This window comes from Thermostichus sp. MS-CIW-36 (assembly GCF_054059035.1).
The window spans coordinates 1-26,884 of record NZ_JBSSBR010000015.1; the positions used below are offsets into that span (position 1 = coordinate 1).

The following is a 26,884-nucleotide window of genomic DNA, read 5'->3' on the forward strand; positions in this document are numbered from 1 at the left end:
CAGCCGATGAACACGAATCTGTCGCGCTTGAGCCAGTCATCGACGATGTCGAACCATCCTCGCTCCTGACGCACGCGCCCTACCGCTATGGTCATAGGACGTCTCTCCAGAACAATGACGACGAATAAAGTGCAATACAGCAGCGCCCACAACAGTTCTGAGCAGCACTGTCCTTCCATCTTACGAAAAATCAATAAGTTGCAACATAACCTCAAGATGAGGCGCTGCATCAGCTCATCCGGCGCAGGGATCCCTTGTGTTTTAGGATGGGAAGGGTTTTGGCTGAGGGCAACTGAGCCGGGATCCGTTCACGGCGGTGGAGTAGAGCCCACAACACCAGGGAGGGCAGCGTGGTTCAAGCCAAGATTTTGTTCGCAGCGGCAGAGGCAGCACCTTTGGCCAAGGTGGGGGGCATGGCGGATGTGGTGGGATCCCTGCCTGTCGTTTTGCGCAAGCTGGGGCAGGATGTCCGCATCATCATGCCTCTGTATGGCTTTCTCTGGGACAAGTTCGGCCAGGAACCAGGGCAATACCCCCGCTCGAAAGATCCCATCTGGTCTAAACAGGTCATGGGTCAGGTGGCCGATATTTACGAAAGCGTTTTGCCCGGCACCGATGTGCCCCTCTACTTGGTCAGCCACTACTGCTTTGCTCCCCACCGCATCTACTACGGCGAGGACGAGTTCTGGCGCTTCACCTTTTTTGCCAACGCCGTAGCCGAATTTGCCTGGACTTACTACCCCTGGAAACCCAACATCATCCACTGCCACGATTGGCACACCGGCATGATCCCGGCCTGGATGCACCAAGCTCCCGATATTGGCACGGTGTTCACCATCCACAACCTGGCCTACCAAGGGCCCTGGCGCTGGCAACTGGAGCGCATGACCTGGCTGCCCTGGTATTTTTCTGCCCACAACACCATGGCTGCCGGGATCCTCTACGCCGACCAAGTGAACACCGTCTCGCCCACCTATGCGATGGAAATTCGCACCCCTCTGCATGGGGAAGGACTGCAGGACTTGTTGGCCTGGAAAGGGGAACGGTTGCGCGGGATTTTGAATGGGATCGACATCGATAGGTTTGATCCCCGCACCGACCCAGACCTAGAGGCCAATTTCAGCATCGATGATCTCAGCGGGCGGGCGACCAACAAAGCCACGCTACAGGCCAAGTTGGGCTTGACCGTTAACCCAGATACCTTCCTGATGGGCATGGTGGCCCGTTTGGTGGAGCAAAAAGGGATCGACTTGCTCATCCAAGCCTTGGATCGCTTTTTGGCCTACAGCGACGCGCAATTTGTTTTGCTGGGAGGCAGCGGCGAAGCCTACTACGAAGGGCGGATCCGGGAGATGGCCGAGCGGCACCCGGGCAAAATGGCCTACCAAAAAGGCTACCAACCCAAGCTGGCCCAGTTGATCTACGGGGGGGCAGATGCGTTTTTGATGCCCAGCCGCTTTGAACCTTGTGGCATCAGCCAAATGATCGCCATGCGCTATGGGTGTGTGCCCATCGTCCGCCGCACGGGAGGGCTGGTGGATACCGTCAGCCACCACATCCCCAGCAAGGGGATCGGCACCGGCTACTGCTTTGACCGCTACGAAGCCCTGGACTTCTACACCTGTCTGGCGCGGGCTTGGGAAGCCTTCCAGCACAAAGAAACTTGGCAAGCGCTGCAGAAGCGGGGCATGGCCAGCGATTTCAGTTGGCACCGCTCGGCGCTGGAATACCTGCGCATGTATGAGCTGATTCTCAACCTACCGCTGCTGCCGGAAAAGCCTCCAGAGCCACCCAACTCGCCCAGCTCCTCTCCGCCCAAGCTCAAGAAGCCCATCTCCTCCCAGCCTCGCTCCAAAGGGATCCCTGAGCTGCAGCAAAGGCACGAGGAGTAGGGTAGAGTGGAACGGGTCAAAAAAGGTTTTGGGGGTTACCCGCACATGATTGGACGACGTCCTACTGTTGCTTCCCAAGGCTGTCGCCAGGACGCCATTGCACAGGGGCTCAGCCTTCTGCGCCGTTCTTGGGCGCGGTTGGTTTTCGGCGTATTACTCGGCCTCATCTTGGGCGTGGGCTCCACCTTCTGGGCCACTGCTCAGCAGCTCCCCACCGGGCAACAGCTTATTCCCAATCCGCAGCAGTTTCGCGCCCTAGAGCAGCCCAGCAGCGCCCTCAGCGCATTGCGAGCCGAACAACTGGCCGCCGAAGCCAATGCCGCCATCCAAGCGCAAAACTACGACCAGGCTGTCGAGCTGCTGCAACAGGTGTTCAACGCCTACAACCAGCGCTCCAACTACCACCAAGATCTCTCCCGCGCCTTCGCCGGGATCCAAAACCGCATCTCCGAAGAACAGCGGGAGCTGGCCCGTGTTGCCGCCCAAGCCCGGGATCAAGCCGCCTACGATTTGGCCGTGGTCTATCGCGCCGCCGGGCGACCGGAGGAGGCTGTGGGCTGGCTGATCCAGGTCATCAACAGCCAGGGCCCAACCCGCGAGCTGGGCACCCAAGCCTATCAGCAGCTCTTGGAAATCGGCTTTGTCAGCACCCCCTTTCCCAGTTAGAGCTGCTCTTCCAGATTGCGATAGAAAGCCAGCGCCGTTTGCCCATAGGTTCGTTGGTCAAAGCGCAGCAGGGATCCCACCTGGTCTGGTAGCTTCTGGCCGCTGCGATGCTCGACGATCAAGGTTCCGCCTGGCTTGAGCAAGGGCGGGATCAGGGGCAGGAGCGGGGCGTACAGACCGGCCTCGTAGGGAGGAGCAAAGTACACGTAATCAAATGGCTCCAAGTTCAGGCCGCGGCTGAGCAGCTTGCGGGCATCCCCCTGAATGACCTGGAAAGATTGCCCCGGCTGCGCCACCTTGGCCCAGTTGGCTCGGATGATGCGGCAGGCAGGGGCGGCAATCTCGATCCCGGCCACAAAAGCGGCCCCCTGACACAGGGCTTCTGCCCCCACCGTACCGGCCCCACAGCACAGATCCAGCCAGCGACAGCCTTCCACCTGCCCTTGCAAGATGTTGAACAAGGCCTGCCTCACCCGGCCAGGGGTGGGTCGGGTGCCCAAGCCAGCGGGAGTTTGCAGCGCTCGTTTGCCGCTGATGCGCAGGCTCATGGGATCCCTTCAGGGGCTAGGCGTGGTCGGCAACTGGCCGGTCAACCCACTGCGCTGGGCGGCGCGATCCCGCTCCATCTGGATTTGCTCCACCAAAGGTTGGGGCAGTTGGGCAGAAGCTTGCAGGGCTTGATCGAAAAGGGGGACGGCCTCTCGGTCTTGCCCTTTGGAAACCAGAATTTGCGCCTTGAGGTAATAGAGCTCCGGGTTGCTGCAAGAAGCAGCAATGGCTCGATCCACCGCCTCCAGCGCCTCGTCAAAGCGCTGCATATCCCGGTAGGCCAGAGCTTGGCCGCGGTAGGACAGATAGTCAGGAGCTGCCATCCGAAACTGATTTAGAGCCTTCTCCCGGTAGGTCAGCAGCAAATCCATGTAGCCGTTGAGCAGATTCAGCTCCGGATCGCTGCTGTCCACTGCTTGGGCGGCCCGAATGGAAGCAAACAATTGATTGAGGGTGGGCAGAGCTTTGGGCAAACCGATGACCACCCCATCTCGCACCACTATGTTGGCTGCCTCCAGCCCATAGCCCACGCCCTCATAAAGGTTGCCCCGCAGGGGATCCGTCTTTTTCAACTCGGCGGCCACCTGTCGGGTTTGAGTGGCCAACTGGGCAAATGCTTCCAGGTCTCCCTCCTGATAAGCCAGCGCCGCCAACAGGGCATAGACCATCGGCTCTTCGGGGGAGGCCTTCTTGGCCATTGCCAGTTTTTCCCGGCTCTGGCTGTAGCGGCCTGAACAGAAGAACTCTTCAAAAGCTGCCGCCACCTCCGGCCTGATGGGGCGGGCATTGTCCCCGCTGCGGAAGGGATCCTGCGCCCAAACGGGCAGAGCGGATCCCCACACCCAACAAATCACCCCCAGCAGTTTGCTCAGCCTGCTCATTTTGCCGATACTCATCCCCAGTGCCTCAACTCCCACCCCCATCTAACCCTCTCTTCAGCGCAGCAGTTGGGCAATCGAAGCAATAGCGGCATCTTGAACCAACTCATTGGGCTCATAGGCCAGAAGATCGTGCAAGGGACCCAAGGCGCGCGGATCCCCAATTTGGCCGAGGGCACGGGCCGCCGCCTCCCGCACCACCGGCTCATCGTCCGCAAGCTTGGTCAGCAAAGCCGGCACCGCCTCCACCACCCGCATTTGCCCCAACCGGTAAATGGTTTGCAGTTGAGCCTCAAGAGGGGTTGCTGGGAGAGCAGAGCTGTACACAGAAATACCCGCAGAACCGTCGGAGGAGTAGCCGCCATAGGCCATCGAGATGGCCGAGAGAGCCTGCAACGCCTCTAGGGCACGAGATCGCTCTGCCCCGCTCATCTGGGGCAATTGAGCCACCAGATCCTCAAAAGCTTGCTGCACAGGATCGGCAGCCGCAGTCTGCTGGGCAATGCGAGTTAATTGGCGATCCGCCTGCACCTGCTGCCAAGACTGGAACGCTGCCAGACCTGCCACTATCAAAGCCGCATCGGCCAGAATGGCCAGCAGCGCCATTCCTCCCCAAATCTTGCTGCGACGGCTGAGCCTTCGCATTTGCTTATCCACATAGACAAAGGCTTGGTGCTGCCGTTCCCAAAAGTCGGGGGCCACCTGCAGAGTTTGAGCGCTCAGATCGGGAGACAGAAGGTTTTCCTCGCGGGCTACCTCCAGGCTCTGTAGCCTTTGATTCAAGCGAGAAAATTGTTTCGTCCAGAGCCAAGTAAACATCAGGTCACGTCCTCTCTGCAAACCTGCCATCGAGAACCAAGTCTTGCTGACACAACATTGTGCAGGACATTGTGCGGGAACATTATGGGGGCTGTGCTGGCGTTCAGTGTCAGGCAAGGTTGGCCCACTTTCCCCTGGGATCCCAGAGGGGGAGCTTATGCGACAGGATAACAAAAGCGTCAGCTCCCCACCACCGGTCTTTACCCTAGAATCGCAGGATGCTTCTCAGTGTAGAGAGGCCGACGAAGGACGCAGAGAGGTTGGCTGCACTTGCGACCGAGAGAACCCGAAGGCCACCGCGTCGAGCTTCTCGACACCCGGCTGACCGCTTGATCCATTCTGCCGCTGCCTGAGGAGATGCCATGACCACTGCCCTCGCCCCCCGTAAAACCCACACTTCAGAGGAATACTTTGCCCTGGAAGCTGAATCAGAGGCCACAGGCGGGATCCGCCGTGAATTTCGCAATGGGGAAATTATTGAGATAACTGGCGGCACACCCATTCATAGCCAACTGATTACCAGTGTCAATGCCCTACTTTGGCTTAAGCTAAGAGGCAAGGGTTTTTCCGTTTTTTCTAGTGATCTCAGACTTTACATACCTGCCTTCGAACAATATGTCTATCCCGATGGTATGGTGATCCAAAACCCAGTTCAGCTTAAAGAAGGGCGCAAGGATACTGTCACTAACCCTATCTTAATTGTGGAAGTGCTCTCGCCTGCCACCGAAAGCTACGATAGAGGAGCGAAGTTTGCTGCCTATCGCTCTCTCCCAACTTTACAGGAGTATCTGCTAATTGACCAAGCTCGAATCAGTGTAGAACACTACCGCCGCCAGGGAAATGTCGAGTGGATCTTCAGGGACTACCATGCCCTGGATGATGTTGTTACGCTGCCATCTGTCAACATCACTTTTTCCCTGGCAGACATTTACGGTGATATTGAATTAGAGCAAGATTCAAATGCAACACGCTCCTGACAATAACCTACTCCCCCACTTGAAACGTAGATGAGGCAAGTTGGGAATGCCTGAAGTGATTCTGCTAGATATCTACATCTGGCTCTGGCTAGGGTTACACGGCTATGCCATAAAAGACTATTAAAGGATGAGATGGGCGACAATGTTTGCAGAAGTATCTAGGGCGTTTTAACTCATTCAAGGGAGGAAAAACTATGACTGCTACCTATGCTGTGTCTTCTAAGCCAATGACTTTTGCTGAGTTTCTGGAGTGGAAACCTAACAGACGATACGAACTACACAACGGAGTTGCGGTTGAGATGCAGCCCACAGGGAAACATGATGAAATCAGTGGTTTTCTTGCCATCGAATTGGCATTAGAAATCCGCAGGTGCAACCTCAACTATTTTCTAGGTCGGGACACCTTGATCAAGGCGCCGGAAGGCGATACTGCCTACGCTCCTGATGGGGTGGTGATTGACCGTACCGCCTTGGCCAGAGAACCCCTGTGGCAGAAATCCTCGACGCTCATCCACGGAACCTCTATTCCTCTTGTCATTGAAATCACCAGCAACAACTGGCGAGATGACTACTGGCATAAGCTGAGTGACTACGAGACGTTAGGTATTGCCGAATACTGGATCGTTGACTACCAAGCGTTGGGGGGTCGTCGGTACATTGGCGAGCCGAAGGTTCCCACAATCTCGGTTTTCCAACTGGTCAATGAGGAATATCAGGCGCAATTATTTCGGGGCAATGACCGGATTCGCTCTAAAGTTTTCCCTGAATTAAACCTCACGGCTGAGCAGATTTTTCGGGCTGGAGCCTAGCATGGTCAAGGCACTTCCGCCCGTATTAACTCGTGGTCAGAGGCAACTTTTTCCAGCCCATTGGCAGAAGCATATCGAATTGGCTGATATATGGCTACCACCCTTCTGAAAGACGTTCCACAATATCCCGACGGGACAACACCTTTTCGCAGGTCTCCCATCTTGGGCCTTTGGGTTCAACTGTGCTTGCGTAGCGCAGCTCAAAAGCGTTGGCCTGTTTCTTGCGCTCTGTAAACTCCTGCAATTTGGCCTCCAGAGTTTCGATATTCTCAATCCACTCATCTTCGATAGTATCGGGCAAAGAACCGAACAAGTCGTAGCGATCTTTCATCCGCTGAGAAAGCACCTCGTATACCTTTTCGTCGTGGGTACCGTGGTACACCAGGTTGAGCATGTCCACACGGTCGCGGGTCTGACCAAAGCGCTTGATCCGCCCGATGCGCTGCTCTAGGCGGGAAGGATTCCAAGGGAGATCAATGTTGATCAGCGTGCCCAAAGTTTGGAGATTCAGACCTTCACAAGCAGCATCGGTGGCCACCACCAGCCGAATGGTACGCTCTCGCACGGCTCTCTTGATATCTTCCCGCTCTGCGCTCCGCCATTCTCCGGCAAAAAACAAACCCGACTTGTGGGCGCCTGCATAGAGAGCCACACTTTCTTGAGGCAGACGTTGGCTCAGGTTGTTGGCCACCCAATGGGCGGTATCAAAATACTGGCTGAAAATGATGCATCCCAAGTCCAGCCAGTGTCGTTCCTGTAGGAAATAGAGGACGGCATCGAGTTTGGGATCCGTGCTCTTTTGGCTCAAGACGCTAACAATGCGCTCCAAATGGGCATATTCTGCCTCTAAAATCTCTGGAAGGTTGTCTAACAGCCAATCTTCTTCTCCGTCCTCCTCAAAAAAACGCCGCTTTTCCAGTAGTTTCTGAGCCGTAGATAGGCCGCTGGCAATACTGGAGCAGATCCGGCTTTGCATGATGCTTTTCATAAACCCAGCGGATTGGGTACGCTGTCTCAAAGCCCTAGCAAAATCTTGGGCAGCTTCATAGGCCACATCAAATTCGGGAGAAGTGAGCAAACCCAGCCCACAGAACATGGGCAATTGCTCTCCCTCGCTCGGCCAAATATCGACGGCAATCCGCTCAAGCAAGCCCAATTCTTCCAAGGTAGAGCGTTTTCGCAATACGGTATGGCGCAGAATTGGGTTGTGTCGCTGGAAAAAAGTCAGCCCCTGTTGGCGCTCTTCCAGGGCATCTCGCAGTTCTTGGCGGGTGAAGTCCTCCAATTCCGTCAGGGGCTTATCTGTGAAGTGTTGACCTTTGAAGAGCTTCAGATCGCTGCGGATGTGGTCAAACAAGGGATCCTCAACAGATGGCGGCAGAGGATTGCGGAGCAAATTCCAGGCAAAATGCTCGTCGGTCACTGCTTGTTGTCCTGTCAAGATGGGCAGGATCCTTTGCGTCTGCTGCCACAACTGCTGATGCCGTCGTCCCAACACATGCTCGGCACCGCTGTTGAGCACTCCCAGCAGATCCCACAGTTCCTCAACATGGGTTTGGATGGGGGTGGCTGTGCCCAAAAGGACGTGCTTGGACTGGGTGGCCGCCTTGCCCATAAAGTCCAAGAGATTGTTGGGTTTGGGATCCCTTACCGTGACACCACGGGTACAGCGGGCGCGGTGGGCCTCATCCAGGACAATCGTGCCAAAGCGTCGTTCCAAAAGGCATTGGGCTTCGGGGGCATTGTGAAAGATGAGACCCGTAGAAACAATACCAATTTGATAGGGGCAACGGCCAATACCTTCAGCACCCTTGGTTTTGATGATGTGCCCATTGGCATCTTGCCATACCTTGCGGTTGGAGAGCCACACAGCAGAGGGAATGCCCAGTTTATCTTTGAGTTCCACTTGCCACTGCTGGCAGAGGGTAGCCGGACAAAGAATTAAGGCTGGCCCATCTTCCAAAAGGCACGCCACCATCGCCGCAACCGCCAAAGACAAGGTTTTACCCAGCCCCACTTCATCTGCCAGAATGAGTCGCACTGCACCATACAGCTCTCGGTGTTCCAGGAACATTTCCACAAACGACTGCTGCCATGGTTTGAGAACCTCACCCCGGCGATAGAGAGGGGCTTCCACCAATGCGGCTCCAGGAACATCGACAGGTTGCAAGTCTTGAAGAAATACCTCTACCTTGCGAGATAATCGCCCCACCTCTTCCACAATCGCTTCTGGCAGAGGAACACTCCGTTCCCACAGGTACTGAAACTCCGCTTCGACCCAAGCAACCCCTTCTGGCGACTGGTCTTCCCAGACAATTTCGTAATGCTCTTGCCATCCCTGCCGCGTTTCGTTGAGGCTGCCGATAAAAGCAGATTTGGTGCCATCTCTTGCCTCAATAACACCTGCTTTGCCGTGGAGAAAGGGGGCATCTGCGGCTGACACCACTCGCACTTCCACTTTGCCGCTTTTGAGGATTTCGTAAAGTTGACGGTAGCGGGGGCGCTGTAATAGGCTGGTGATCGATTCTCCTTTCTCTTCGTTCCATTTTTCTTTGAGCGCCATTTCTCTGGCCTGGCGGGAAGCTTTGCCGATGGCAATATCCCAGGGATCCAAGTCGCTGTTACAGACGATCTGCACCTGCTCGATGTGTGTAATCTCTTCAGTCACCAATTCAAAAATAGAAGAGCGAAAGTACCCAGCAATGCGCTTGTAGGTGCGTGCCTTTGCCAGGCGATCTTTGAGAAAGACATGGCTGAGCCGCTGCTGGCGGGAACTGAAACGGCGTAGGAAAGAAGTGCTGGACATGGCGGGCTGGGGTAAAATTGTAACAATACTCTAGCCTTAAAATGAGCAGCCGAAGGCGCAAGCAGCGTCTTTGCAGAATAAGCTGATCAGCGCAAGGTAGCCATGTCAACCGTACAAGAGTCTGCAGGCTTTCAGGGCAGAGAGAAGCGCAGCATAGGAATATCCGAAGCACAAGCGCGGCTTATTCAAGAGAAAATTCAATCCGTCTTTGGCTCGGATCTGTGGGCTATTGTTGTCTATGGATCCCGCGCCAATAATTCATGGGTTCACGGCTCTGACCTCGATTTATTAGTAATTGCAGAGAATATACCCGATTGCAGAAGCAGAGATGACTTACTGCTTCCTACCTGCAGGGATCTAGAAAAACTTCTTGGCTTGGAGATAAACTTTATCTTGCTAAAGCCCACAGAGCTATGCAGGCCAGCCAGCTTGACTTATGAAGTGGCTACCAACCACCACATCATCTATGAAAAGCAGAACTGCATCACGCAGATCAGGGATATAGTCAATCAACTCATCTGTGACAGTTTAATTACGTATAAAGTATGCCGGGGGATCCCCTATTGGGTGAATAACGATGAGAAAGAAATTAGCAAGAGACTACTATCAAAGGGCTAATTATCGCATCCAAGCGTTGTCATTCTTCTATGAGGTTGGCGATTACGCTGATGTAGTTCGGATGTGCCAAGAAATCATTGAGTTATTCATCAAAGCTTGCCTAATCATTAAGGGAATAAACTACGGCAAAACCCATGACCCTGGTGGCCAAGTAGCAGAAAATAGAGAACGGTTCCCAGAGCTTTCTGACGAGGAAATAGCCTTGCTGGAAAACATATCATTTGAGATGCGCAAAGATAGGGAGTTGGCTTTTTATGGAGCTGTAGATATTGTCCCCTTGGAATACTACAAACAAAAAAATGCGGACAAGGCTATAGCTTATGTTAACCAAATAAAGTCGATTGTTGAGAAATACTTTAACTCAGATGCTGAGCTTGAAGGAAGCCCTGACAATACAACTTGTGAGTGAGTTAATCCTATAACTTCTTCTTCAACCCAAGCGTTCATTTCTGATAAGGGCGAGCAAGATCCCGGCGGCTGAGGACTCTTCTGGATAGCGGTGTTCTCGCTTGCGGGCAATGTATTGACAAAAAGCCACCAAATTATCCCGGCGCATGTGGTAGTTGGGCACCAAAGACCGCAGGTGTTCCATCACCTCATCGCTATCCGCCTCTTTCTGCAGTTCGTAGAGAGCAAACAAAACGGCTCGCAGTGCTGAGCGGCCAAATTCGCCCTCAAAGCTGCTCTTCTTGAAGTCTAGAGCATTTTTGAGTCGGGCATTGTTGGGCTGCTGAGAGGCCATCAATTCGCCATAGTCGCCAACTCGAAATGCCTTGGCAAAGTTCTGGTAGTTGTCCAGCTTCTTCAGCCCTACCGCTTCCAGTTCCATCATTTTCAGATAAAAGCGCTCTGCACCACAGCACCCCTCCCACACCCCCTGCGCGATGCCTTCAGGTACAAGATGCTCATTGGCAACCTGCACGGCATAATCAATAATTTCCCGAACGATATCTCTTTCGCCTTTGGGTCGGGGGCGCAGGGCTGCTGCCACCATATCCTGTCCATCAATGCGCCGGTAGCCCGTCAATACCCGCAACGCTGCCGCATAACCTGCCATTTGCAAATCGGCATCTTCAAACAGGTTTTCGGTGCGCCCCTTGCCTTGGGTGCTTTGATTTAGCCCCACCATGGTTTCAATCTGATGGGCAACTTCTTGCCGCACCTCTTCCACCAGCTCATCCCGATAGGCAGAAGTATCTTGCAACCGCTTACGCGCCACCAGCAACACCGTGCCTTGCACATAACCGCCCTTTTTGAGTTCAGAAGTGGTTTCGGTGGCAATGTACCAAGCGGCTGTAACTTGCAAGCCCGCCCCCCACATGATGCTGGCCATATCCGACCACACTTCGGCATCCTGATGGGTGAACATCACAATTTGCAAGCCGTTGTCGGGCATATGCTTTGCTAAGGCAGTGTAGGCAGCAATCATATCCTGACGGAACTTTTCCCCCTTGCCCTGAATGGCTAAAGCTCTGCGACTATCCCACACCCAATGGGCAAATTCTTTGGGTGGATTCTTTCGCAACCACGCAATAAAAAACTCGGTGATTTCGTGGTAATGAATTGCATCGGCATAAGGGGGATCGGTAACTCCACAGTCACAACTTATTTTATGTTCCCGGGCATCTTTACATTGAACAGTAGAAATTCCGGTTAGATGGGAATATCGACGGTCGTATCTGGATACATAAGCACTAATCTCGCAAGAACTTCTCTCGGCATAAGAGAAAAAAGTGTTAAGCGCTTGATTGTAAAATACTTGGGCAACTTTTTCAGCAGTCGGGGCAACACCAGGTCTTCCTAGACTTCCAGGAGTCCATCGACACAACTTAGATGAGTAATCTAATATCTTACAAAGATCTACTGAAAGAGTGGAAACTTTCTTTAATCGATTTGACATCCTAGAAAGTATAAACAATTGTCTTGGACTAAACAAATGATGCCAATACGTCCAGCCCCGCGTGCGAATTAGCTCATCGGTTTTTTCTCCAGGTTCAATCGGCATATCGGGTACCAGTCCAGCTTCTTGCCAGGCGGCGAGGTTTTCTCTAACGATTTGCTCTACTTTGCGCTCTCGTTCTAGGTCGGCGGGGGTGACGCTGGCGAAAAAGGTTTCTTGACGGCTCTTGCCCAATGTTTCGGCGGTGATCCACTGAATGCAATACAGCCGTTCCTGAAAAATATCGTCGGGGCGAGGCATAAAATCGTGCTTTTCCCAACGGCGCAATTTGTTGCCGGTGGTGCCGTCGGGCAAGCGGTAATCCCCACGAATGGTCTTAATAGGCGTGCGGTACTCTTCTCCATCCAGAACGTAAACCAAATCGCCATCCTGAACGGTGCCCTTGGCAGCGGCTTTCATTTCCGCTTCGCTCACTCCCGTGACAATTTCAATTTCAAAACGTTTTTGTTCGTAATTGGGGATTAACTTGGCCACCACCTTGCGGGTTTTGCTAATCACCCAACTGGGCGCCATCGGCACCATCCAGCCGGTGTGGGGGCAACGGGTTTCTAGGCAGTATAGGTAGGCTTTGGCGCGGTTGCCGTGCTCATCATGCTCAATGCCTAGAGCAGTAATTTCCCGATCCACCGCCTCAGCCACTGCTTTTTGGGCTGCTTCAATTTCCCGACGGGTGGCTTCATCGGCTCCCACGATATTCAGCGCTCCCCAAGTGAGCATACAGGCAATGGGATTGAGGTCGCTGGCATAGACATCGCATCCTAACCTTGCCGCCTCAAAGGGAATTTGACCGCTACCGCAGAAGGTATCCCCTACTCGTGGGCGATGGCCAAACCGCAAGATCCCCAGTTGTTCCACCAATTCCGGGAAACTGTGGGCATTTGTCCCCAAATGTTGGTTCACCCGATCCCAAATGGGGCCGTAGAGGGTGGCATCGTCGCATTCTTCCGGGCGTTTGCAGAGTTCCAGTTTTTCCAGGTAAGAGCGTTGCGCCAATTTGGGTTTGTCCCGTGGCGATTTCAAACGCCGTTCCAAACTGCTGTCGGCGATGCCCATCAGCAATTCAAAAATTTCCAGATCGGCTTCCGGATCGTCGGTGGCGGGGAGCAAGGCCCCCAACACGCAGGCTTTGGCCAGGATCAGAGGTTTGCGCCCTTTCCAATAGCTCCCCAACGCCGTGAGGGTTTGGCCAGCCCCAGCTTTGCGTTCCTTTTGCGCTTCGGCGCTGATTTTTTGGGCAGGCAAGAGCCGCTCGATCAAACTCGGCTTATCTTTCCAAGCAAGGGGGATGATGGACAAGGGAGATCTCCGGCGATACCATCGATCATGGTAGCTCTTAGGGCCCTAAGCCGTGAACTGGGAAGACTATATTCATTCGGATCCCGATATTCTCCTGGGTAAGCCAGTTTTCAGAGGAAGTCGCCTATCGGTGGAATTTATTTTGGGGCTATTTTCGGCAGGCTGGACGGAAAAGCAGATTTTGGAAAACTACCCTACGCTGACTCCAGAAGCACTTAGGGCTATGTTTAGCTATATCCAAGAATGTATGCGTGAAATGAACTTCCACAGTTTTTCAGATAAAGTCAGTTGATGCAATTTCTCGTCAATGAAAATTTTCCACGCTTAAGTATCTGTCTATTGCGAGATGCTGGCTTAGATGTGGCATCGCTCTCAGAGGAAGCTCCAGGTACTAAAGATTTCGAGGTCTTGGCTAGAGCTGCACAAGAGAAGCGGATTATATTGACTTTTGATCGGGATTAGCGTCCTTTGTAAGTCTAGCTTGTCCAAATCTGGAATGGACTCTGGAAGAGCGTTAAACAACTTGCGAAACTGGGCAGTGGTGCGAGATTTCACAGTGTTTCGGGGTTTAATTCTTCCGTCTTGCCTGCTTGATACTCGGCTATTGCCTCGGCACCGAGTTTTGCTAACATATCCGCTGAAGAAGCAAAGGATTCTTCCCATCGCTGATCGTCTTCTAGCTCATCAAGAATCAGGCTGGCAATTGCATTTTGCTCCTCTGTGGGTAGAGCTTTTAACTTGCTAATCGCTTTCTCCAGCAGTTCTGTCATCATTTGCATTCTCCCAAATAGGCGGTTTTATCTAGTATAACTTAATCTCTTAGCTTTGTCGTGCCAATGGTTGCTTCACTATCCCAAAAGGGCGAGGGATCTTCTTGCAAGCAGGATAACAGGCTGAGTTGATCGGCTTCTACGGCTTCGCTACGCAAGCTATCGGAACAAGCTGGCTGGTATGGGCGCTTGACCGGAGTGGGCACACTCAGTTCCGTCAAGGGATTTTCTGTGAGGGCATAGCGCAGGGCTTTGCGCCAACCGATATTCCCGTGATCGACACCCCCTGTCGCCGCTGCTGTCATGGTGTAAAGCCACCAGCGCTCTTCTGGACGCAGCCCTCTCCAGTTGCGAATGGCATTGGGGATCGCCTCCGGTTTGGCCCGTTCTACTGCCCAAGCCAGCACCAGCAATTCCTTCCCCAGCAGACGTTCTACGAGGTTGCGGCCAGTTGTCCAACGGCTCGGATTCATTTTTTTCGCCCGCAGGCGGTCATTAAACTCTTGTTTGAGATCCTCAGCAATCTGGCTCCAGATAGACCGGCTGAGAACACAGCGCTCCGCAATGTCCGGCTGTCCGTTGATGCCCGCCTTGATGCCATAGACTTCGTAAATCAGCACAGGAGCGGTTCTGCCGGCAGGTATTTCGACCACAAAGTGGTGGGGATCAACGGTTTTGGGACAGCCGAACCCCACCGTCTCCCATTTTTTATCGCTCACTGCTCTACCTCTCCCGGCTCAGGATTGATTTCCAACCGATGCAAAAAGACTTCCAAATCGTGGCCGCTGCTGAAGTGTAGTTCGTTCAAGCGCAGACTCACCTCTGCCGTCTCATTGCCCAAAGCCTGACGTGCTATCGCAATAAACTGCTCAATGTCTTCCGCTTTTACCACCACATCGCTTCCAAACCGGGTGGTGATGGCTCGGTTCCCTTCCCCCACGGTTAGGGAGATCCCACCCGCCAGTCGCACACCCAAAGCCTTGCTCTGATTGATGGCCGTATAACTCGCCTTATTTCCTTGCGGGTTGAGGCGCTTGTGCAGCTTAGCCGGTTTGTTTTTGTCAATCACCGGCCCTTTTTGGTCGAGCGCCGGGATCGTGAATTTGCGAGTGGTGCTCACCCCTTGATCTTCGGCGTAGGCATAGATGGTAACGGCTTCTGATCCCTCTAGTTCGATGGGGCCAGTGTAGAGGGTGCCTTCCCGTGGGTTAATGCCCGTGGTGTTCCAGCGAATTTGACCACGGGGTTTCACGGTTAGCTCTACGGTGCGCTTGCCGCCGCCAATACGAGGCTGGTGGGTGAGGGTCAGCGTATTCTTCCAAGCATAGACATCCCCTGTCTCGTGCCGGCCATCCGGGTCAATGGCGACAAACCACAGGGCAGTGGCATTGGTTGTCCAGATCGTATCGGGCACTACAGGGCTGTTGGCATCCACATTGGGCGTGTAGCTGTAGTGAACACGGCCATTTTTGCCCGCATCTCGAGGCAGAATTTCCAAGGTAGCCGTACCGGTGCGGTCATCGTATTCTCGCTGGGTGATGGCTACGGATGTGCGGGGGGGCGGAAAGGGCCCCTTTTCGATGTATCCATCTTCGGTGTACCGCCAGCGACCTTGGCTGACGGCTATCTGCCGCAGGGTATCCATTCCTTTGGGGGGCAACCAGGGCCAGCGCTCGTTGGTGATGGTGCGGGAAACCACGTCTCGCCAAGGGATACGCCGCTCTCCCCCTGCCGGCCACAACAGGTCTTCTGCTCGCGACAGCAACGCCTCGGCATTGGCTTCCACATCGACATACAGCTTGGATGCACCGACATCGGATAGGGCTTTTTCGATCTGCTCTTCAGCATGGAAGGTATTGCCCGTAAAGGTCATGGAGAGCTTGGTAGGAGTCAGTTTGCCCTTGATGGGGTAATAGACCCGATTGAACAGGCTGACCACAGTGGCGTTAAAGTCGTAGGCGGCTTGTTCGGCCTCTTCCTCCAGTTCTGCTTTGTGGGGGGATTTGTCTCCACCGGTTTCTTCCAGTACTCGGGCAACGGCCCACAAACGACGGGTTTTGTCTTCTAGGCTGGCCAGATTGGAGCCATCTCCGGTAACCACACAAAAGTTGTTCTTCTCGGGAACACTTTCCCAAAACTGCTGGGCCTCTTCTGGGGGTGTTTTGCTGTCTGGGCTGAGTACCAGGCACACCCGCGGGCCATTGAGGCGAATCTCATCAATTTTGGGCAGGGCTTGCACCTCTTGATAGGCAATCCGCCGTTGGGGTCGGAAAATTTCTTCCAGCCGCCGCTTCATTTCCGCATCAATTTTCGGCTGGGGAGCGTTGCGGGCACGGCTATCAATGCGCTTACGCAGGTTCTCGATGTTGGAAAAGTACCAAGCATCGTTTTCTTTGCGGTGCAGGTACCAGGCGTTGGCACGGAACGCTTGAAAAGCATCCTGAAATTCGCTGACATTCCGCTGAGGAGCTACTAGGTATTCCAAAAATTGCCCCTCGGTAAAGCCTTTCACGGCATCAACTGATTCAGACAGAGAGGCAGTCAACAGCAGGGCAGCAATCTGACTGGCAGCATCATGGCCCAGTTTTTGATCCACCAGTTCAGCGACAGCAGTGCCATTGGCCGCAATATCGTGGGCAATCGCTCCCTGTAGATTGCTGATTTTGTTGATCTCTTCCCGCACATCTGGGATGTTGAGGTTCAGATGCTGGCAACCGATCAGGTAGACATCGTTGCTGGGACGCTCCCATACCGACTGGATTATTTTTGAAACAAACTGCATCAAGCCGCGAGTTTGACGGTAGCTTTCGTTTTCCTTAAATAGGGCAATGATGTGCTTAACCGAAGGATGGAAAGGGTAAGAAGCATGAATTTCGGCGGCAATTTGTTCGGCAGTTTTGGCAATTGATTTGGCTCTGGCTGCATCTCCCAGCACTTTTGCGTAGGCAGAAGCAACTGCATCAATGGTTTGTACATTGGGCAGGGAGCTAAATAGCCGCTTGCGGAGAATGTCGTAAATTTCCGATGTGCCCAGGTCTACCGGTGTGATGGATCGCGCTTGGCGGTTGGTTTCTTGAGCGAAGTTACCGATTGCTTTTTGCAGTTCCCGTGAGGCTCCTTCGTAGCTGCCGGATAGGTTGGAAATGACAATGCAGCAGCGCTTTAACTTCAAGGCGGCACTCAGCAGGTTCGATAGGGCGTAGGTTGTCACTTGCGCCAATGTACCTCCGCCCACCATGCGGGTAATGGCGTAGTCGAAGTAGGGCGGCAGCTCGTCCAATAGAATGAGGGTGGGTTCATCTCCAATTAAATCAATCCAATCCTGCTCACTGGGGGCATCTGCTCCGTGCTGCCAAAATTTGACAAAAGCCTCTTCTTTCCCCAGTTGCCGGGCAATCTCTCCCCAAATAAACCGTTGCTCGAACTTGAGGCGTCCATTGATGGCAACCAGTTTAGCGTCGGCAAAAGGAGCATCTTGAGTGATGTCTGGCACAACCTCGGCACGCAAAGCGGCATCCCGCGCCAGCAACCCTAGGGCAATCATGGAGTGGGTTTTACCACCCCCCATCGCCTGTTTGAGTTCAAACACCGCTTGGTCGGAGCGACCTGCCAGCCGTTTGAGCCCCTGACGCAGCAACAGATCCATCCCGCGGGTAATGTGGTTTTTGGCGAAGAATGCCCGGGCATCCTCTGCTGTACGCTCGATAACATTCGACAGATTTTCAATTTGCTCAACTATGGCGTAGTTCAAGGCCATAGGATGAATTTGACAAACGTCTTTGACGGTGGGAATCATTGCGGCTAGCTCCTGCTACCCAAGATGGTGACCCTCTCTTCAACTAAAGGAACTGTGGGGGGTGTTTAGTATTTAGCAGAGCTGACACAGGCAGGCAAGGGCGGCTGTTCGATATTCATGTCCCGCCTTGTTTGGGATGCGACGGTCAGGATGGGGATCCCTCTGTGAGGATTTAGTTAACCTTTTCTGTCCACTGGGGATCTTCAGGTGCAATCACTATGCTCTTGGGTCGGGATCCCAGTTCCCGATAGATGGGCTCCACTGCGGGAGTGCCCCGCAACTGCCAAGCTATGTCTTTGAGCTGTTGAGTGGTCAAGGTCGATAAATCAAGGATGGTCATGTGGATAGCTCCCCCTCTGGGCCAGTGAATCTCTTTAGCTTCGACCCGTTGGGCTTTACCTCAAGATAAACGGAGAGGGTGGGATTCGAACCCACGGTGGCGTGAACCACGGCAGTTTTCAAGACTGCTTCCTTAAACCGCTCGGACACCTCTCCAAATTGCCGGGATCCCCAGGCTTTACTTATGTTACGCAATGGGTTTCTGGCTGTGCAATCGCTGCCGACCACAACCCCCACAGATTTACCCGCCACTGCCGCCGGAGACCTGAGTGGACGCCTGATGGTTGCGAATGGCCCGCTTGACCAAGTTGAGGAAGGCAAAGGCCCGTTGGTCGGTGGGATCCAAGCGCATCACCGCTTGAAAGGCTGCTTCCGCCTGTTGCAGAACGGCCAGATCGATTTGTCCATCCTCATCGGCTTCCAGTTGGGCCTTTTGCAAGAGGAGGGCCCCTCGATTGTAATGGGCTGCCACATGGTTGGGATCTGCCGCCAAAACGGCTTCCAGCTCTGCCAGGGCCGGATCCAGATAGCCGCTCATGCCCAGTACCCAGGCCAGCTTGTAACGAGCTTCGGTATGGGTTGGATCGGCAGCAACCGCCTGCCGAAATGCCCGGATGGCAGCCTGGAAATCGCCCGCTTGTACCGCTGCAATGCCCTCTTGGTAGCTATCGTGAGCCATGAGCAAGTTTGGGGTTGAATGGGAACCTGGCGTGAGGTTATTTGCAGCTTAACCCTTGCCAAACGTGTTGCCCCCAATTCCCATCCTAGATGCCGAGAACAGAGCTGTGCCCCTGCCGGTTCAGCGTCTTTTCCCCCTGGGTGATGCCATCTGCAGCAGGAGAAACTGCCGCGGCAGGAGATTGGAGATTGCGCAAAGCCTGACCCCCTCAACCTGTGCCCCTTCCTAGGATGAACATAGCCATTGATTGGGTGTGAACCATGAATGCCAAACTGCTTTTCCTACCGCTGGCTTTGGGGCTGTCTGTGGCTCCGACCACCGCTGTTTTTCCGCAAACCCTAGGCATCTACCCTCCTTTACAAAGGCTGCAACTGGCCGATACTCGTCAGTTGGATGTTGGCACCCGCTCCATCATTGTCAACCCCGTTCCTTCCGACCTGCGGGTGAATCTGGAGCTGGATCGGCGCGGGTCTAACCCCATCTACCGGCCTGGCGAGCCGATTTCTATTACCCTGAGCACCAACCGCGATGCCTACGTCTACCTGTTCAGCATCCAAGCCGATGGCCGTACTCACCTGATTTTGCCCAACCGCTTTTCCGGTGGCAACGAGTTTCTGCGGGCCGGAGAAGTGCGCACCTTCCCACCGCCGGGGGCCAGCTACCGGTTGACCATCGCTCCGCCTTTCGGTCAAGCCCAGGTGTTGGCGGTGGCCTCTCCCCGTCCTCTCAACTTCCAGGAGATCGCCTCTTTCGAGCAGAGTGGATCCTTTGCCGATGTGCGGGTGCGGGGATCCCAACTGGGCAATGCCATTGCCCGCGCCATCATCGTCGAGGGGATCCCTTCTGACCAGTGGGTGACGGCCACTCGGTTCTATCGGGTTGCCCCGCGCTAATCCAAGCTCTGAGACCTCAGGTGAATGGCCCGCACAGGATCCCATTGGATTGGGTGCATGACCAGGCCGGGAAGGGAGTCAACTCTCCCAAAGGTTGCCTAAAGATTGGGTTCATCTGCCACAATGAGAGCAGCCAAAGGTAGTCCCCGCTACGTTTCTCCTGTGTGGTTCTGGGTCAGCCGTTCTATGTCCCCTTCCTCCAATCCCCTGAGCGAGCAGATTCGCAGTATTGACGACCATCTCTCCCGCCGACCCCTGGATCTGGATCCGGCGGGCTATTTCGTCATCTACTTGGATCGGGAGCAGAACCTCATTTGCGCCAAGTACTACAGCACCGTCATCAACGAGCGGGGGCTGGCCACCGATCCGGAGACAGGAGCTGTGATCCCGGCAAAGGGCTCCGTCAATCGATCCCCTGAACGGGTGTATGTTGGGCGCACGGCCAAAGAACTGTGTGTACAGATCTTTGAAAAGGAGCAGGAGAGAGTGGTCTCCCAGCTCAGCCATGCGGCCTACTTGGGAAGGGAGTTTCAAAAAGCCGAAGCTGCCCTGATCTCTGGCGAGGAGTACATCCAAGACTGATCCCTTCCCAGAAAGCTCACTTTCGCAAGACTACATCATCCCCTTAGGTGCAGAGCCAGCCGCCGGCTTGGGCTCAGGCTTTTCCACCACAATCGCTTCGGTTGTGAGGTACATTCCGGCTATGGAAGCCGCGTTTTGCAGCGCTGAGCGCACCACTTTGGCCGGATCGACGATCCCCTGGGCAAACATATCCACATAGGTTCCGCTCAGGGCATCGAAGCCAAAGGGCATCTCCTTCTCCAAAACCTTTTCCACCACCACTGACCCTTCCAGACCGGCATTGTGGGCAATCTGAAAGAGAGGGGCCTGCAAGGCTCGGTAAACAATTTCTGCCCCCACCTGTTCTTCGGCATTCAACTTGGCCTTGAAAGCCGGGATCCCTTTGGAGAGGTGCAGTAGCGTCGCCCCGCCGCCAGGGACGATCCCTTCTTCCACCGCAGCTCGGGTGGCATTTAGGGCATCCTCAATGCGCAGCTTGCGATCTTTGAGTTCGGTTTCAGTGGCAGCCCCCACTTTGATGACTGCTACCCCCCCAGCTAACTTGGCGATGCGTTCTTGCAATTTTTCGCGGTCGTACTCGGAATCGGTGGTTTCCAGTTGCTTGCGAATTTGAGCCACTCGCTTTTCCACCGCCGCTTTGGTGCTGCCATCGGTCACAATGGTGGTCTTGTCTTTGGTGACGGTGATCTTGCGGGCTACCCCCATCATGTCCAGAGTGACCTTATCCAACTTGATGCCCACATCCTCAGAGATGAGCTGCCCGCCGGTGAGAATGGCAATATCTTCCAGCATGGCTTTGCGCCGATCCCCAAAAGCCGGAGCCTTGACCGCCACCGCATTGAGTACCCCCCGCAGGCGGTTCACCACCAATGTGGCCAGAGCCTCTCCCTCCACATCCTCCGCAATGACCAGAAGAGGCCGACCCTCGCGGGCCACCCGCTCTAGGATGGGCACCAGATCTTGCAGGCTGGAGATCTTGTTGCTGGTAATCAGCAGATAAGCATTCTCATACTCGGCCACCATCCGCTCCGAGTCTGTGACGAAATAGGGGGAAATGTAGCCGCGGTCAAACTGCATCCCCTCCACCACGTCCAACTCGGTTTCCAGCGACTTGGATTCTTCGACCGTGATCACCCCATCTCGCCCTACAGCATCCATGGCCTTGGCGATCATCTCTCCCACTTCGCTGTCATTGCCAGCAGAGATAGTGGCTACTTCGGCGATGGTTTTACGGCCTTCCACAGGCTTGGCATGAGCTGCAATTTGCTCCACCAAGTAGGCGGTGGTCTTTTCAATGCCGCGCCGCAGAGCCACAGGGTTGGCGCCCGCCGAGATGTTTTTGAGCCCTTCCCGCACCATGCTTTGGGCCAGGATGGTGGCTGTGGTGGTACCATCTCCGGCCACATCGTTGGTCTTAGAGGCCACTTCCCGCATCAACTGGGCGCCTGTGTTCTCCAAAGGATCGGCCAACTCAATTTCCTTGGCAATCGTGACCCCGTCGTTGACGATTTGGGGGGCACCAAACTTCTTCTCCAAGACCACGTTGCGTCCTTTGGGGCCAATCGTAACCTTGATTGCATCCGCCAGTTGGTTGATGCCCTGCTCCAATGCCTTGCGGGCCTCTTCTCTAAACAGAATCCGCTTTGCCATAGAATCCGCGATCCTCGTAAGTCTGACTGGGCTCCTACTTTGGGTACTGCCAGGCGGAGTGGGGTTCCCAGGAATCCTCCGGCTCGGCTAGCAGGGAGTTAGCACTCTAAACTCCCGAGTGCCAATCTAGCCCAAAGACGGGAGCCTGAGCAAGATGGGCAGATCCGGAGTCACGTTTTGGCTGACAGGGGGGAGAGGGCTAGGAGTTGCCGCCGATCAGGATGTCGGGAAACTGGGCCTGGGCTTCGCTGATGGGGCGGTTGCGCCCGCCGTTTTGCCAGTAGTTGATGAGTTCGGTGGCTCGGTTAAGCAGCTCGATGCGATCCACTTCGCTGATCCAAGTTTTGCTTTCCAGCTCAGCCTTAAGCTGCTCCCAAGCGTCATCCCGCGGCCAGAAAAAGTAGTGGGTGAGGGGGCTGCGGTTTTTGGCCACCACCTGATCGACGGCAATAGCCAAATCGTTTTCCAACCAGAGGGCTTTTAGGGCGAACTTCGGCAAGGCTCTCTTCTCCTTTGGGCTACTCAACGGACGATCCGATCCTAACCAGGCAGCCTTTCATTCTGACATATGTCCTGTCCATCGGCGGGCCGAGAGCCGGAAGATGGATACGGGCTCAGCCCTGTCTGGGGGCAAAGGGCCCTAGATCACAGAGGGCTGTTTCCCCTTTCAGTACCAAGTCCCGCAGGATGGCGGCGCTGATCGGGGCCAGCAACACTCCATTGCGATAATGGCCGGTGGCAATGAGCAGATTGGCGTAGCCAGGAGCCCAACCCAGGATGGGGGCGCGCTGTCCCACCGGTCGAGGCCGATGGCCGGCCCAATGATCCAACAAAGTTGCTGCGGCCAAAGCCGGGCAGAGTCGGATGGTGCGGGCCAGCAGATCTTGTAGCGCCAGCAGCGTCGGCTCGAGATGAGGGGCCTGAAATTCCACTGTTGCCCCCACCCACAGGGATCCATCGCCCAAAGGAACCAGATGCAGATCCGCGTCGGTGACCACGGGCCCCAGGGGGATCCCGGGGGCTTTGACCCGCAGGGCCTGACCTTTGACCGCTTGCAGCGGCACCTGCAGCCCCAGCTCTTTGGCCAGAGGAGAGCTGCCCAGACCTGCCGCCAGGATGACGTGCCCTGCCGAGAGGGTGAGAGCGGGCGTGTAAACCGTTTGCAGGCGAAAGGGGGGATCCGAGCTGCGCTGAATCTTCTGGACAGGCTGGTGGAAGAAAAAGCGGGATCCCTTGCGTTGGGCTGCTTCCCAGAGGGCCTGGGTTAGGAGCTTGGGTTGGACTTGTCGATCCTGGGGAGAGTAGATGGCCCCTGCCAGGTCGCTGCGCAGGCCGGGTTGCAGGGATCCCACTTCGGCAGGGCTGAGCAGATCTAGGCGGTAACCTGCTTGTCGGCGGGCCGCCAGGGTCTCTTGCCAAGCTTCCACTTCCTCCTCCCTGAGGAGTTTGAGAATGCCGCGCCGATTGACGGGCAAACTCCGGCCCAGGTCTTCCTCCAGCCGCGCGATTAGGGGATCGAACAGCTCCAGGCTTTTTAGACGCAACTGCACCACCTCCCCGCTAGGCTGGCGGCTGCAGATCCCCATCAACACCCCCAGCGACGCGCCCGCGGCGCCTGAGGCCGGCTCCCCGGCATCCACTCCAATGACCGACAGCCCAGCTGTGGCCAATTCGTAGGCAATGGCACAGCCCACCACTCCACAGCCAATCACCAACGCATCACAGTTCAACAGCCCGACCCTCAACGGAGACGCTTTTCGTAGTGATACTCCACAGAGTTGCTGCGATCGTGCAATTCACGAATTTCCGGCAGACGCACATAGCCGAGCCGCTCATAAACCCGATGAGCCGTCGTGAGGCGAGTATCTGTCCACAGATGCAGAGAGTCCGCCTGCTGCTGCCGAGCCGCAAATTCGGCCTGTTCAATCAAACGCCGACCCAAACCCCGACCGCGCACTGCGGGCAGAGTGTAGAGTTTTTTCAGCTCCATGCGCCCAGGGATCCCATCGGGCACAAGGCCGACACAGCCGACCACTTGATCCTGATGCTGCGCCACCCAAAGGGATCCCCCCATCTCCGCGAAAGCTGTGGCAGGCTGAAGCAACTCCGGCACCTCTTCGATGTCCAATACACAGCCTGGATACTCCGCAAAGACCACTTGCAAAATGTGGAGCAGAGCCGCACTGTCCGAGTTTTCCGCAGGACGGATGTCGATCTGCATCGAGCAGCGAAGAAAAAGAAATCATCGTTAAGTAAAGCTTTCTCGATTGTACCTGGGCTTGCTCGAGGACTCTGTTTTCTCTGTTTCTCAGGGAGCAGAGGATCCCTGAGGTGAGCGGCTAAGATCACTGGCATCCCCACCCCCATCTGCCCATGGATACTGAACTGCTGGTTCCCGACGTTGCCGACCTTGTGACGGAGGACGATACCCCGGTGGATAATTTCGCCTCCGAAAAGCAGCAGCGCCTCTTGACAGGGGCTCTCTACAGCGCTTTGCGCGGCAAAACCTTTTTAGCAGCGGCAAATGTAGGCATCTACACCGCCATCGGTCGGCCCCCGATTGTGCCGGATGTTTTTCTCAGCCTGGACGTCACGGTGCCGGAGCAATGGTGGGAGAAGCAAAACCGTTGCTACCTGCTCTGGCAATTTGACAAGCCGCCGGATGTGGTGATCGAGATCGTCTCCAACCGCGAAGGCGACGAGCTGGAAGGCAAGCTGAGCCGTTATGAGCAGATGCGAGTTAGCTACTACGCGGTCTTCGATCCCAATCATGAGCTGGGGCCAGAGGAGTTGCGCATTTTCGAACTGCGGGGCCGCCACTACGCGGAAATGACCGAGACCTGGCTAGAACAGGTGGGGCTGGGCCTGACGGTGTGGGAAGGCGTTTTTGAGGGGAAACAAGCTCGCTGGCTGCGCTGGTGTGATGCCCAAGGGCAGTTGCTGCTGACCGGCGATGAACGGGCTGAGTTGGAGCGGGAACGGGCCGAGCAAGAACGCCAAAGGGCGGAGCGAGAACATCAACGGGCGGAGCGTCTGGCGGCAAGATTGCGGGCTTTGGGTGAGGATCCCGATTTGGAGAGCTGAAGCCCAGGGATCCCTTTCAGGCCGTCCTCTGGGATGAGGTGAAAGACAAGCTGAAGATGAGTGGGCTCTCCCTTTCGGGGGGACAGCAGCAGCGTCTTTGCATTGCCCGCACCTTGGCCATCCAGCCGGAGGTTATCCTGATGGATGAGCCTTGTGCCTCGTTGGATCCAATCTCCACGTTGCGCATTGAGGAGTTGCTCAAGGAACTGGGCCGTCGCTACACGATCATTATCGTTACCCACAACATGCAGCAGGCAGCGCGGGTCTCCGACTTTACCGCCTTCTTCAACACTGAAGTCGACGAAGAGGGGATCCGCTACGGACGGATGGTGGAGTTTAACCGTACCGAGAAAATCTTCAACGCTCCCGCCCATCGGGAAACGGAAGAGTACGTGAGCGGACGGTTCGGCTAATCTGCTGTTGGCGATCCCTCAATTCTGGTCAGTTGGGATCCCGCTCGCCTATTCTAATGGGCGGGAAGATCTATGCAAGGTGAGGCACCGGCGAGATGGCCAAGCGGGTGCGTCTGGATAGCTGGTTGGTGGAGCGCGGATATTTTTCCTCACGCCAGCAAGCGCAACGCTCCATTTTGGCAGGAGAAGTCTTTCTAAATGGGGTGCGGGCGGAAAAGCCTGGAACCTGGGTGAGCGGGGATCCAGCGGTGCAAGTCCAGTCTGGGCCTGCTTTTGTCTCACGGGGGGGAGAAAAGCTACAGGGGGCGCTGCAAACTTTTCCTGTTCAGGTGCAGGGTCGTATTTGTTTGGATGGGGGCATTTCCACAGGAGGTTTTACAGACTGCTTGTTGAAACGGGGAGCCCAGCGGGTCTACGGAGTGGATGTGGGCTATGGGCAACTGGCTTGGTCTTTGCGAACGGATGCGCGGGTGATCCTAAAGGAGCGGGCCAACTTGCGCCATCTGCAGCCGGAGGATCTATACGGAAGCGAGGCACCTCCCCAGAGCTGGCCGGATTTGGCGGTGGTAGACCTGTCTTTTATTTCCCTGACTAAGGTGCTAGCTCCGCTGTGGAACCTGTTGCGTTTCCCACGGGAGGCGCTGTTGCTGGTGAAGCCCCAGTTTGAGGCGGGCCGAGACCAGGTGGGCAAAAAGGGGGTGGTACGGGATCCGGCTATCCATGCCCGCGTGCTGGAGACGGTGATGCGCTCGGCCGTGGCCCAGGGCTGGCAGGTGCAAGGCTACACGTGGTCGCCCATCACTGGCCCTGCCGGCAATATCGAGTATTGGCTCTGGCTGGCTGAAGGAGAAGGGATCCCTCTCCCCAGCGGCAGTGCGCTACAACAGATGAGCGAGCAGGCAAGAGCGACTTTACATGCATAGATCGTCGATTTTGTCAATAGGTTGATGTGCTGGGTTGGGGGAGATGAGCCAAAAAATTGAAGAATTGTTTCAGGAAGGGATTCGGCGCTATGAATCCGGGGAAGCAGCCAAGACGTTAATTCCCTCTTTTGAGTCAATCTGTAAGGGATCCCCAAAGGCGGCGGCGGCTTGGACGTGCTTGTCCTGGCTTTATCTTCTGGAGGGGCAGGCGGAAAAAGCTCTGAAGGCCGCTCAAACTGCTGTAAAGTTGGATCCGGTGGATGCTCAGCCCCGTGTGAATCTGACCCTGGCCATGCTGGAGCTGAAAAAAACGGGGGTACGTCAGCAGGTGGAGACCATCAAGCAAATCTTGGCACGGGATCCCGAGCAGATTGAGGGCGTCAAATCCAACCTGAAGGAGGGAGGGAACCGCCGTCCCGCTTGGCCCCACTTGAGCAAGATTTACAACTGGCTTTTTGAAGAAGATTAAGTGACCCTATTCCTGG

The 26,884-nt window shown here is 55.2% G+C and carries 27 protein-coding genes, 1 tRNA gene and 1 pseudogene; 14 read left to right on the plus strand and 15 right to left on the minus strand.

Going from position 1 to position 26,884, the window contains the following annotated elements; translation table 11 throughout:
- Nucleotides 1-350: 350 nt before the first annotated feature.
- Nucleotides 351-1,892, plus strand: coding sequence for a glycogen synthase GlgA (gene glgA / locus ACVWVQ_RS08135; protein WP_414418157.1), 1,542 nt, complete (start codon nt 351-353; stop codon nt 1,890-1,892).
- 45 nt (nt 1,893-1,937) lie between these two features.
- Nucleotides 1,938-2,558 carry a hypothetical protein gene (locus tag ACVWVQ_RS08140; RefSeq protein ID WP_414330028.1) on the plus strand — a complete coding sequence of 207 codons (621 nt, stop codon included), beginning with the start codon at nt 1,938-1,940 and terminating at the stop codon, nt 2,556-2,558.
- On the opposite strand, the gene rsmD is transcribed toward ACVWVQ_RS08140, so the two are convergent.
- The 3 genes from rsmD to ACVWVQ_RS08155 are packed head-to-tail and all read right to left on the minus strand — an operon-like array spanning nt 2,555 to nt 4,804.
- Nucleotides 2,555-3,106, minus strand: coding sequence for a 16S rRNA (guanine(966)-N(2))-methyltransferase RsmD (gene rsmD / locus ACVWVQ_RS08145; protein WP_414357400.1), 552 nt, complete (start codon nt 3,104-3,106; stop codon nt 2,555-2,557). The genes ACVWVQ_RS08140 and rsmD overlap by 4 nt on opposite strands.
- Nucleotides 3,107-3,115: 9 nt before the next feature.
- A complete protein-coding gene (locus ACVWVQ_RS08150; RefSeq protein WP_457507873.1) occupies nt 3,116-3,988 on the minus strand; it encodes a Sll0314/Alr1548 family TPR repeat-containing protein in 873 nt (290 codons plus the stop codon).
- Nucleotides 3,989-4,042: 54 nt separating this feature from the next.
- Nucleotides 4,043-4,804, minus strand: coding sequence for a HEAT repeat domain-containing protein (locus tag ACVWVQ_RS08155; protein ID WP_457507875.1), 762 nt, complete (start codon nt 4,802-4,804; stop codon nt 4,043-4,045).
- Between the two features lie 362 nt (nt 4,805-5,166).
- On the opposite strand from ACVWVQ_RS08155, the gene ACVWVQ_RS08160 reads away from it, so the two are divergent.
- Both ACVWVQ_RS08160 and ACVWVQ_RS08165 read left to right on the plus strand, forming a co-directional pair.
- The gene (locus ACVWVQ_RS08160; protein WP_414357404.1) at nt 5,167-5,781 is read left to right on the plus strand and encodes a Uma2 family endonuclease; all 615 of its coding nucleotides are present in this window, start codon (nt 5,167-5,169) and stop codon (nt 5,779-5,781) included.
- Nucleotides 5,782-5,975: 194 nt separating this feature from the next.
- Nucleotides 5,976-6,590: a Uma2 family endonuclease gene (locus tag ACVWVQ_RS08165; RefSeq protein ID WP_414357405.1), complete on the plus strand. Its 615-nt coding sequence runs from the start codon at nt 5,976-5,978 to the stop codon at nt 6,588-6,590.
- 94 nt (nt 6,591-6,684) lie between these two features.
- Here ACVWVQ_RS08165 and ACVWVQ_RS08170 read toward each other — a convergent pair whose 3' ends face one another.
- Nucleotides 6,685-9,396, minus strand: a complete 2,712-nt coding sequence (locus tag ACVWVQ_RS08170; RefSeq protein WP_414406739.1) for a phospholipase D-like domain-containing anti-phage protein — start codon at nt 9,394-9,396, stop codon at nt 6,685-6,687.
- Between the two features lie 102 nt (nt 9,397-9,498).
- Here ACVWVQ_RS08170 and ACVWVQ_RS08175 point away from each other — a divergent pair, with 102 nt between their 5' ends.
- The gene (locus ACVWVQ_RS08175) at nt 9,499-10,014 is read left to right on the plus strand and encodes a nucleotidyltransferase domain-containing protein (RefSeq protein WP_414357407.1); all 516 of its coding nucleotides are present in this window, start codon (nt 9,499-9,501) and stop codon (nt 10,012-10,014) included.
- The gene (locus ACVWVQ_RS08180) at nt 9,974-10,423 is read left to right on the plus strand and encodes a HEPN domain-containing protein (protein WP_414398902.1); all 450 of its coding nucleotides are present in this window, start codon (nt 9,974-9,976) and stop codon (nt 10,421-10,423) included. The genes ACVWVQ_RS08175 and ACVWVQ_RS08180 overlap by 41 nt, the downstream gene beginning before the upstream one ends.
- A 21-nt stretch (nt 10,424-10,444) precedes the next feature.
- Here ACVWVQ_RS08180 and ACVWVQ_RS08185 read toward each other — a convergent pair whose 3' ends face one another.
- Nucleotides 10,445-13,270 (minus strand): anti-phage-associated DUF1156 domain-containing protein, encoded by a 2,826-nt coding sequence (locus ACVWVQ_RS08185; RefSeq protein WP_457507877.1) that lies wholly within the window; start codon nt 13,268-13,270, stop codon nt 10,445-10,447.
- Between the two features lie 52 nt (nt 13,271-13,322).
- On the opposite strand from ACVWVQ_RS08185, the gene ACVWVQ_RS08190 reads away from it, so the two are divergent.
- Both ACVWVQ_RS08190 and ACVWVQ_RS08195 read left to right on the plus strand, forming a co-directional pair.
- Complete coding sequence (locus ACVWVQ_RS08190) at nt 13,323-13,562, plus strand: DUF433 domain-containing protein (protein WP_457442712.1); 240 nt, start codon at nt 13,323-13,325, stop codon at nt 13,560-13,562.
- Nucleotides 13,562-13,732 carry a DUF5615 family PIN-like protein gene (locus tag ACVWVQ_RS08195; protein WP_187147225.1) on the plus strand — a complete coding sequence of 57 codons (171 nt, stop codon included), beginning with the start codon at nt 13,562-13,564 and terminating at the stop codon, nt 13,730-13,732. The genes ACVWVQ_RS08190 and ACVWVQ_RS08195 overlap by 1 nt, the downstream gene beginning before the upstream one ends.
- Before the next feature lie 89 nt (nt 13,733-13,821).
- Here the strand turns inward: ACVWVQ_RS08195 and ACVWVQ_RS08200 are convergent, their stop codons facing one another.
- The 6 genes from ACVWVQ_RS08200 to ACVWVQ_RS08225 form a co-directional block, all read right to left on the minus strand.
- Nucleotides 13,822-14,040: a hypothetical protein gene (locus ACVWVQ_RS08200; RefSeq protein WP_041437369.1), complete on the minus strand. Its 219-nt coding sequence runs from the start codon at nt 14,038-14,040 to the stop codon at nt 13,822-13,824.
- A 41-nt stretch (nt 14,041-14,081) separates the two neighbouring features.
- Complete coding sequence (locus ACVWVQ_RS08205) at nt 14,082-14,759, minus strand: anti-phage-associated DUF3780 domain-containing protein (RefSeq protein ID WP_083757646.1); 678 nt, start codon at nt 14,757-14,759, stop codon at nt 14,082-14,084.
- Nucleotides 14,756-17,836, minus strand: a complete 3,081-nt coding sequence (locus tag ACVWVQ_RS08210) for an anti-phage-associated DUF499 domain-containing protein (RefSeq protein WP_457507879.1) — start codon at nt 17,834-17,836, stop codon at nt 14,756-14,758. Before ACVWVQ_RS08210 ends, ACVWVQ_RS08205 begins: the two co-directional genes overlap by 4 nt.
- Before the next feature lie 172 nt (nt 17,837-18,008).
- Nucleotides 18,009-18,176, minus strand: a complete 168-nt coding sequence (locus ACVWVQ_RS08215; RefSeq protein WP_457507881.1) for a hypothetical protein — start codon at nt 18,174-18,176, stop codon at nt 18,009-18,011.
- A gap of 70 nt (nt 18,177-18,246) precedes the next feature.
- Nucleotides 18,247-18,331: transfer RNA gene (locus ACVWVQ_RS08220), tRNA-Ser, on the minus strand.
- A gap of 85 nt (nt 18,332-18,416) precedes the next feature.
- Nucleotides 18,417-18,854 (minus strand): tetratricopeptide repeat protein, encoded by a 438-nt coding sequence (locus ACVWVQ_RS08225; RefSeq protein ID WP_457467236.1) that lies wholly within the window; start codon nt 18,852-18,854, stop codon nt 18,417-18,419.
- A gap of 260 nt (nt 18,855-19,114) precedes the next feature.
- On the opposite strand from ACVWVQ_RS08225, the gene ACVWVQ_RS08230 reads away from it, so the two are divergent.
- Together ACVWVQ_RS08230 and ACVWVQ_RS08235 are read left to right on the plus strand one after the other, a co-directional pair.
- Nucleotides 19,115-19,747 carry a DUF4384 domain-containing protein gene (locus tag ACVWVQ_RS08230; RefSeq protein ID WP_414407604.1) on the plus strand — a complete coding sequence of 211 codons (633 nt, stop codon included), beginning with the start codon at nt 19,115-19,117 and terminating at the stop codon, nt 19,745-19,747.
- 186 nt (nt 19,748-19,933) lie between these two features.
- Nucleotides 19,934-20,329, plus strand: coding sequence for a DUF4346 domain-containing protein (locus tag ACVWVQ_RS08235; protein ID WP_414407603.1), 396 nt, complete (start codon nt 19,934-19,936; stop codon nt 20,327-20,329).
- Nucleotides 20,330-20,359: 30 nt separating this feature from the next.
- Here the strand turns inward: ACVWVQ_RS08235 and groL are convergent, their stop codons facing one another.
- From groL to ACVWVQ_RS08255, 4 genes are all read right to left on the minus strand, one after another.
- Nucleotides 20,360-21,979 carry a chaperonin GroEL gene (gene groL / locus ACVWVQ_RS08240; RefSeq protein ID WP_414357711.1) on the minus strand — a complete coding sequence of 540 codons (1,620 nt, stop codon included), beginning with the start codon at nt 21,977-21,979 and terminating at the stop codon, nt 20,360-20,362.
- A gap of 199 nt (nt 21,980-22,178) precedes the next feature.
- Nucleotides 22,179-22,505: a 30S ribosomal protein PSRP-3 gene (locus tag ACVWVQ_RS08245; protein ID WP_414330048.1), complete on the minus strand. Its 327-nt coding sequence runs from the start codon at nt 22,503-22,505 to the stop codon at nt 22,179-22,181.
- Between the two features lie 88 nt (nt 22,506-22,593).
- A complete protein-coding gene (locus ACVWVQ_RS08250) occupies nt 22,594-23,709 on the minus strand; it encodes an NAD(P)/FAD-dependent oxidoreductase (protein ID WP_457507882.1) in 1,116 nt (371 codons plus the stop codon).
- 11 nt (nt 23,710-23,720) lie between these two features.
- Entirely contained in the window at nt 23,721-24,200 is a 480-nt protein-coding gene (locus ACVWVQ_RS08255) for a GNAT family N-acetyltransferase (RefSeq protein WP_457507883.1), read from the minus strand.
- Between the two features lie 152 nt (nt 24,201-24,352).
- Between ACVWVQ_RS08255 and ACVWVQ_RS08260 the strand changes: the two genes are divergently transcribed.
- From ACVWVQ_RS08260 to ACVWVQ_RS08275, 4 genes and pseudogenes are all read left to right on the plus strand, one after another.
- On the plus strand, nt 24,353-25,063 hold the full coding sequence (locus ACVWVQ_RS08260) for a Uma2 family endonuclease (RefSeq protein ID WP_414330056.1): 711 nt from the start codon (nt 24,353-24,355) through the stop codon (nt 25,061-25,063).
- An 11-nt stretch (nt 25,064-25,074) separates the two neighbouring features.
- Nucleotides 25,075-25,476 (plus strand): annotated as a pseudogene (locus tag ACVWVQ_RS08265) (ATP-binding cassette domain-containing protein); the annotation flags it as partial.
- A gap of 95 nt (nt 25,477-25,571) precedes the next feature.
- The gene (locus ACVWVQ_RS08270; RefSeq protein WP_457507885.1) at nt 25,572-26,399 is read left to right on the plus strand and encodes a TlyA family RNA methyltransferase; all 828 of its coding nucleotides are present in this window, start codon (nt 25,572-25,574) and stop codon (nt 26,397-26,399) included.
- A 43-nt stretch (nt 26,400-26,442) separates the two neighbouring features.
- A complete protein-coding gene (locus ACVWVQ_RS08275) occupies nt 26,443-26,868 on the plus strand; it encodes a hypothetical protein (protein WP_414400555.1) in 426 nt (141 codons plus the stop codon).
- Nucleotides 26,869-26,884: the final 16 nt, after the last annotated feature.